Raw genomic sequence first — 6275 nt, forward strand, 5'->3', positions numbered from 1 at the left:
CATCTCACCCACGTGAGGTGTCTACATCCCCACATGGGAGGGCTTCCTCTACTTGGCGACCGTGATCGACTGCCACAGCAAGGCGGTCATCGGCTGGGCGATGGCCGACCACTATCGCACCGAGCTGATCAAGGACGCGATCCGGATGGCGGCCGCCACCGGCCTGCTCCAACCGGACGCGGTCTTCCACTCTGAGGTGCTCCAAAGGTTCCGGACAGGCCGGTGCTCTGGCCATCAGAGTGATCAGTCAACACGACGGAAGGCCGCGCGGTAGTCCCTCGGGCGTCGTCCGGTGTGCTTGGCGAAGAGGGCAGCGAACGTGCTGGGGTCCTGGTATCCGACCGCGGCGGAGATGCCAGCGACGGTTCGGTTCGTGGTCTCAAGGAGGTGGCGGGCGCGACGGACACGCGACGACTGCAGGTACTCCAGCGGGCTCTGGCCGGTTTCGTCCGCGAAGCGCCGCAGCAGCGTCCGAGTGCTGACCTTGAACGTGTCTGACAAAGCGGCGAGGTCGTATCGGGCGGCAAGGTTTTGGTCGAGCCGTCGCATGACCTTGTGGGAGAACTCGTTTCCGGGCTGCGGAAGAAATTGCGCGTCAACGTATGGAGTCTGGGACGATCGCGCATCGTCGACGAGCGCCACCCGTGCGGTTGTCCGTGCCACGCTGGCACCGCTGTGTTGGCGGATCAGATCCAGCGCGAAGTCGTACATGGCACTGAAGGCCGCCGTTGTCGTCACCCCTGTGTCGGTGACGACCAGACGCTCAGGTCGGACGTCAGCGTCCGGACAGCGTCGAGCCAGTTCGTCCGCGAGGAGCCAGGCCGTCGTAGCACGGCGTCGGTTGAGGAGTCCAGCCTCGGCGAGCAGGAACGCACCGACACAGATCGAGACGACGACAGTGCCCGCAGCAGCGTGTGAGCGGATCGCCGCAATTTCAGGAGCGAGGGGTGCGAGCTTCGCGTCCACGTCGAGGCCCGGCACGAGCTCGAACCCTGGCACGACAAGGACGTCTACCTCGCGCAGCGGTGAGACGTCCAACGCCGCACCACCCGATGCGGCGACACGACGACGAGGCGAAACGATCGACACCTCGTATCCGGAGCTGTCCGGTCCGGCAACGTGCGTGGCCATCGTCAAGAGATCGGGTACGCCGAACACCTCGGACGCGAAGCAGCCTGGATAGGCCAGGACACCAACCCGCAGCGCGCTCACGCTCGCCTCCTCATCGCCGACTTCTGGCGAGATTACCCGCATACATGGCGATCTGGCCTCTCACCTTGTGCTGGGGCAACGGTCCACGCTGTCACCATGAGCGCTGCCAGTGGAGGACTTGACGACATGATCACGGATTTCTCCCGCCGACTCGTGGATGTGGAGGGGGTGGTGAAGACGGTGTACGCCGCGGGTTCCGGGCCGGCCGTCGTGTTGATGCCGGAGATGCCCGGCATCAGTCCTGACGTCCTTCGACTGGCGCGGTGGGTGCGGGATTCGGGCTTCACCGTCTATGTCCCCTCACTTTTCGGGATCGATGGTGCCTATCCCACGGCCGAGGGCGGTATGGAGGTTTTCCGCCGCGCGTGTGTCAGTGCCGAGTTCCGCGCGTTCGCCGGGGGCGGCACCAGCCCGGTCACGGCATGGCTACGTGGGCTCGCGCGCCAAGCCCATGCCGAATGCAGCGGTCCGGGAGTCGGCGCGATCGGACTGTGCTTCACCGGCAACTTCGCTCTCACGATGGCGCTTGAGCCGGCTGTCATCGCGCCAGTGGTCAACCACCCGTCGCTGCCGCTGGACGACCCTGCCGGACTCGAGATCAGCGACGAGGACGCACGCGCGGTCCGAGACCGCATCGCGCGCGACGGACTGAAGGTTCTTGCCTACCGCTTCGACGACGACCGCTGGTGCACCGGCCAGCGCTTCGCCGCCTACCAGGCGCTCCTCGGCGACGCCTTCGACGGCCGTGTTCTTCCGGGCAGTTCCGCGAACACCAGCCCGCCACCGTTCTTCGGCGACGTGGTCGGGACCCCCCACAGCGTTGTCACCGCCCACCTCGTCGACGAGGACGGACATCCCACGCTGAAGGCCAGGGACGAGATCATCGCCTTCCTGACCGACCGCTTGAGCCCGTTCGAACATTCCGAGACGACATCCGACTGAGCGGCACAACGGTCGCCGGCGCAATCGGCGATCAGATCCGGGCATCGTGTCCGGCGCAGACTGTCGGCCTGGGCGTGGATGTCCGAGGTCTCACGAGTGGGTCGGGACCGAAATGACGAACCGGAAGATCGTTCGCCGGTGCAAAGGTGATCGCTCCCGACTGCTTGAGCGGAGGCCGGGGCATGTGCGCGGGGGCGTGTGCGCTCTTGGGCGTGACCGGGTCGCCGCGCCCGCCACACCCTCCGCACGGCCGTGTTGCGGTGAAGGACGGGAGACAGCCAGGCGTCCTTCGGGCGGTGCAGGGCTCGGACGGCGTGATGCGGGAAACGATCATGGCTTTGGCGGGAAGCGATCTTCCGAACCTCTCATGCGTCCCAGGCCAGCCCTACTCGTGAACACCCGGACCCCGCAACAAGTCCAGGACGAGTATCTGAACCAGCAGTCCGCAGCGTGAATTAACCGTAGAGCAGCTGTCCGGAATCTCTGGAGCACCTCAGGGCGCGCTGGCGGACACTTCTGGGAGTCCCTCTCTGTCAGACTGCTGTGAGACATAGACGTATGAGTCATTTTGATGTGAAGCAGGGCGAGACGGGACCACCAAGACAGTGACAATGACCTTCGCTGATCAGACCGCCATGACGGGGCAAAATGGTCACGTGACCGATAAGCGGCCGAGCCGGCCGGTGCGCCGGACGTTCACCGCGGCCTACAAGACGCGGATCCTCGCGGCCTACGACGCGCTGCCCGAGGGCAGCCCCGAACGCGGTGCCCTGCTGCGCACCGAGAAGCTGTACCACTCGCATATCGAGCACTGGCGCAAGCAGCAAGACAACGGAACCCTGGCCGCGTCGACCGGTAAACCGAAGAAGGACGCCGAATCGGAGGAGTTGGCCCGGCTGCGGGCCGAGAACAAGAAGCTCAAGGCGGACGCGGCCAAACTCGCGGCGCGAAACGACAAACTCGCCGGTGAACTCGGAAAGACCAGGACAGCGCTGGACATCGCGGGAAAAGCATTCGCGCTGCTGGAGAACATCTCAAGCAGCGCGGACTCCGACGAGAGCTGAACCAGGCCCTCGATGAGTATTTCCCCGGCCTGGAAGCCGCCGTCGGCACGCAGCACGCGTGCCGGATCCTCGGGAGATCCCGCGCCGGCGTGTATCGGAAACGCCATCCCCGGCCGCGCGTGGCGCGTGAGCGCACGCCGTTTCATCATCCGGCCGAGTTGTCGCAGGAAGAACGCGCGCACGTGCTGGCGGTGCTGGACTCGCCCCGGTTCGTCGACCGGTCCCCGGGCCAGGTGTGGGCGATCCTGCTGGATGAGGGCACCTACCTGTGCTCGCAGGCCACCATGTACCGGCTCCTTCGCGAACGCGGCTCCTCCGGCGAGCGCCGCGCCCAGGCCGTCCATCCGGCGAAGAAGAAACCCGAACTGGAAGCCGACGGGCCGAACCAGGTGTGGTCCTGGGATATCACGAAACTGAAAGGACCTTCGCGCGGCGTCTACTATCTCCTGTACGTCATCATCGATATCTTCTCCCGTAAAACCGTCTGGTGGGAGATCTGGCCGACGGAAACAGGAACCCTTGCCAGAGAGTTCATCGAGCACGCCATTGAGGTGATCTCAGCGACTTTCATTTCAAGTAGCCGTGTTCGAAATGGGTGAGAACGAGCGCGGCTTTGACGATGTCGCCGATTCTGCTGGGGCTGGCGGTGATGCGCTGGAGGGTGCGCCAGCGTTGTGTGAGCAGGGCGAAGCCTCGTTCTCCCAGGCAGCGCAGGGCGCGCAGGAGTGCGTTGCGGGTGCGGGTGTCGAGGTCGAGGGGCCGGCCGTCGGAGGGTTGTTTGACCGGGGTGAGAATGCCGATGCCGGCGCCGTCGTAGCCGGAGTCGGCCAAGGTGGGCAGCACGGCCCCGGCATGTTGAGGATTTGATCGGGTTTGATTCTTTGCGTGTGACCGGTGCCGACCTTCGCGGCCGGTAATCTCTGCCCCAATCCGGGCATGAGAGGGGGCACGACTCCCCAAGATCGGGGTTCTCACACCAACCGATCTCCAGGGGGAATCGTGCCCGCTGCCGCCCTATCATCGCCGACCAGCCCCGCCCGAGGTGCCGGCTTGGGTCATGACGTGCCATCCGGTCGTGGTGGTGAGGGCGGGCTGAGGGCGCGATTCCGGGTTATCTGTGACAAACGGGCCGTCTACAACACGCTGCATTCCCTGGAGTCGATTTTGGCGGTGGCCGCGTTCGGTACGGCGACGGTGGGAGGGGACACGGTGACCGCGATCAGCCACTGGGCCGATGATGCCCCGCAGGAGATCTTGGCCGGGCTGGGGTGCAGGCGCGATCCGTTCACCGGTCGGCACTATCCGCCCAGCGAACGCACCCTGCGCCGGGTCCTGGCCCAGACCGACGGGGACGAGCTGGACCGGCAGACCTGCTCCTACCTGGCCGGCGGCCACGACGTCCGCGATCTGTCGGCACCGGGCCACGGGGAACGGGCCGGAGAGCGGGACGGGGGCGATGGCCGGGAAATTCCCGCCGAGCTCCGCGTCGGTCAGGGCTGTGAGCGTGAGGGGCGCCGGGCCGCTCAGCGGACGCGGGAGCGTCCTCGGCCTGCGGGGATGCTGGAGGCAGGCGCGGCTGACGGCAAGACCGTGCGCGGCGCGGGCCATGGGCAGGCGAGCGCACCGCAACTGCTGTCGTTGCTGCATCACCGCCGTGGCGTGGTGCTGGGTCAGCGGCAGATCGCCGACAAAACCAACGAGGTGCCCGAGCTCGCGCCCCTGCTGGCCGACGCCTTGTGCGGCAGCGACGTGGCCGTTATCACCGCGGATGCGTTGCACACCGCCCGCGAAAGCGCCCGGCAGATCAGCGAGGACTTCGGCTGCTACTACGTGCTTGTCCTCAAGGAGAACCAGCCCAGTCTCCTGGCCGCGGCCCAGGCCCGGCTCGCCCCTGGAACGGATGCAGACCACGAGCGGGCCGGCACCGGGCACACCGAGGCCGACCGAGGCCACGGCCGCATCGAAAGCCGCACCATCCGCACCGCGCTCGCCATCGGTCTGGACTTCCCGCACGCCGCACAGCTCTTCCGGATCGTGCGACACGTCGCCGACCTGGACGGCCACGGCACCAGCAAAGAGGTGGCCTACGGGATCACCAACGCGCCCCCGGACGTGGCCGGTCCCGCGCATCTGAGCACCTACGTTCGCCAGCACTGGAGCGTGGAAAATTCCGAGCACTACGTCCGAGATCGCACCTTCCACGAGGACGACTGCCAGGCCAGAACCGGACAGCTGCCTCACGTCCTGGCCACCCTACGCAACCTGGTCATCAGTACGTTTCGTCAACGCGGTCATGTCAACATCGCGCACGCCCGCAGGCATTACACCCACGTCCCACAACGACTCCTCACGCTGTTCACCCTGTGAACGCGGTATCAATCGGACCAGCCACACTCAAATCCTCAACATGCCGGGGCCGTGAGGTGGGCAGCCCGTCGGCGGCGGCCTTGTACAACGCTCCCAGGACGTGTGCGCGGGCGGCGGTCAGGTCGTGAACCGATCCGGGTTCGACCTCGGACACCCACAGCGGCAGGCCGCAGGGCGCGGACAGGGCCTGGATGTTGCCGCCGTGGTGGTGGGCCTTTCCGGAGTACCACAGGTCGATGGGTTCGCCTTTGACGCTGATGGTCTTCTCCCGGCAGCGGTCGGTGGCGATGACGGTGCCGTCCAGGATCAGGTGGGTGAGGCCCTCGTCGACAGCGCGTTGCAAGGCGTGGTGCAGGTCGGGTGCCTGGTCGGCCAGGACGTCGATGACCTCGTCGATGTAGCGGTAGGCGGTGGCGCGGGAGATGCCGTGGTCGCGGCCGAGGGCGGCCCGGTCGGTGCGGTCGCGGAACCAGCGCAATCCCATCACCGCCTGCTCAAAACAGGTCAGAGCCCTGGAACCCGAACGGGTGCCCAGTCGGCGGCGTTCGGCCGCCAGCAGCAGGGAGAGATGGCAAACCAGTTCCCGAGGGACGTCGAGCGTGGCACGATAGGTGATCACGTGGGGCTTTCTGGGCTGAAGAAGACTTGTGGTGAGACCTCTTCTACCGAAAGCTCCACGCCTATTTCAGG

5 protein-coding genes and 3 pseudogenes are annotated in these 6275 nt (G+C 66.3%); 5 read left to right on the forward strand and 3 right to left on the reverse strand.

Translation table 11 applies throughout. From position 1 onward, the window contains the following. Positions 1-22: 22 nt before the first annotated feature. Positions 23-196, forward strand: a pseudogene (locus FHR32_RS45640) (DDE-type integrase/transposase/recombinase); the annotation flags it as partial. Positions 197-243: 47 nt separating this feature from the next. Here the strand turns inward: FHR32_RS45640 and FHR32_RS42120 are convergent. Continuing rightward, positions 244-1212, reverse strand: a complete 969-nt coding sequence (locus FHR32_RS42120; RefSeq protein WP_312882949.1) for a GlxA family transcriptional regulator — start codon at positions 1210-1212, stop codon at positions 244-246. A gap of 96 nt (positions 1213-1308) precedes the next feature. On the opposite strand from FHR32_RS42120, the gene FHR32_RS42125 reads away from it, so the two are divergent. The 3 genes from FHR32_RS42125 to FHR32_RS42135 all read left to right on the forward strand — a co-directional run bounded on the left by FHR32_RS42125 (position 1309) and on the right by FHR32_RS42135 (position 3817). Further along, complete coding sequence (locus FHR32_RS42125; protein WP_184760165.1) at positions 1309-2154, forward strand: dienelactone hydrolase family protein; 846 nt, start codon at positions 1309-1311, stop codon at positions 2152-2154. Between the two features lie 656 nt (positions 2155-2810). After that, on the forward strand, positions 2811-3218 hold the full coding sequence (locus FHR32_RS42130; RefSeq protein ID WP_184754033.1) for a transposase: 408 nt from the start codon (positions 2811-2813) through the stop codon (positions 3216-3218). A 119-nt stretch (positions 3219-3337) separates the two neighbouring features. Next, positions 3338-3817, forward strand: a complete 480-nt coding sequence (locus tag FHR32_RS42135; RefSeq protein ID WP_184760166.1) for a DDE-type integrase/transposase/recombinase — start codon at positions 3338-3340, stop codon at positions 3815-3817. On the opposite strand, the pseudogene FHR32_RS42140 reads toward FHR32_RS42135, so the two are convergent. Then, positions 3786-4058, reverse strand: a pseudogene (locus FHR32_RS42140) (transposase family protein); the annotation flags it as partial. The gene FHR32_RS42135 and the pseudogene FHR32_RS42140 overlap by 32 nt on opposite strands. A gap of 222 nt (positions 4059-4280) precedes the next feature. Between FHR32_RS42140 and FHR32_RS42145 the strand changes: the two are divergent. Then, positions 4281-5585, forward strand: a complete 1305-nt coding sequence (locus FHR32_RS42145; RefSeq protein WP_184752030.1) for an ISAs1 family transposase — start codon at positions 4281-4283, stop codon at positions 5583-5585. Between the two features lie 55 nt (positions 5586-5640). Here the strand turns inward: FHR32_RS42145 and FHR32_RS42150 are convergent. Further along, positions 5641-6204 (reverse strand): annotated as a pseudogene (locus FHR32_RS42150) (transposase family protein); the annotation flags it as partial. Positions 6205-6275 lie beyond the last annotated feature (71 nt).

Source organism: Streptosporangium album, from assembly GCF_014203795.1.
Classification (GTDB): Bacteria; Actinomycetota; Actinomycetes; order Streptosporangiales; family Streptosporangiaceae; genus Streptosporangium; species Streptosporangium album.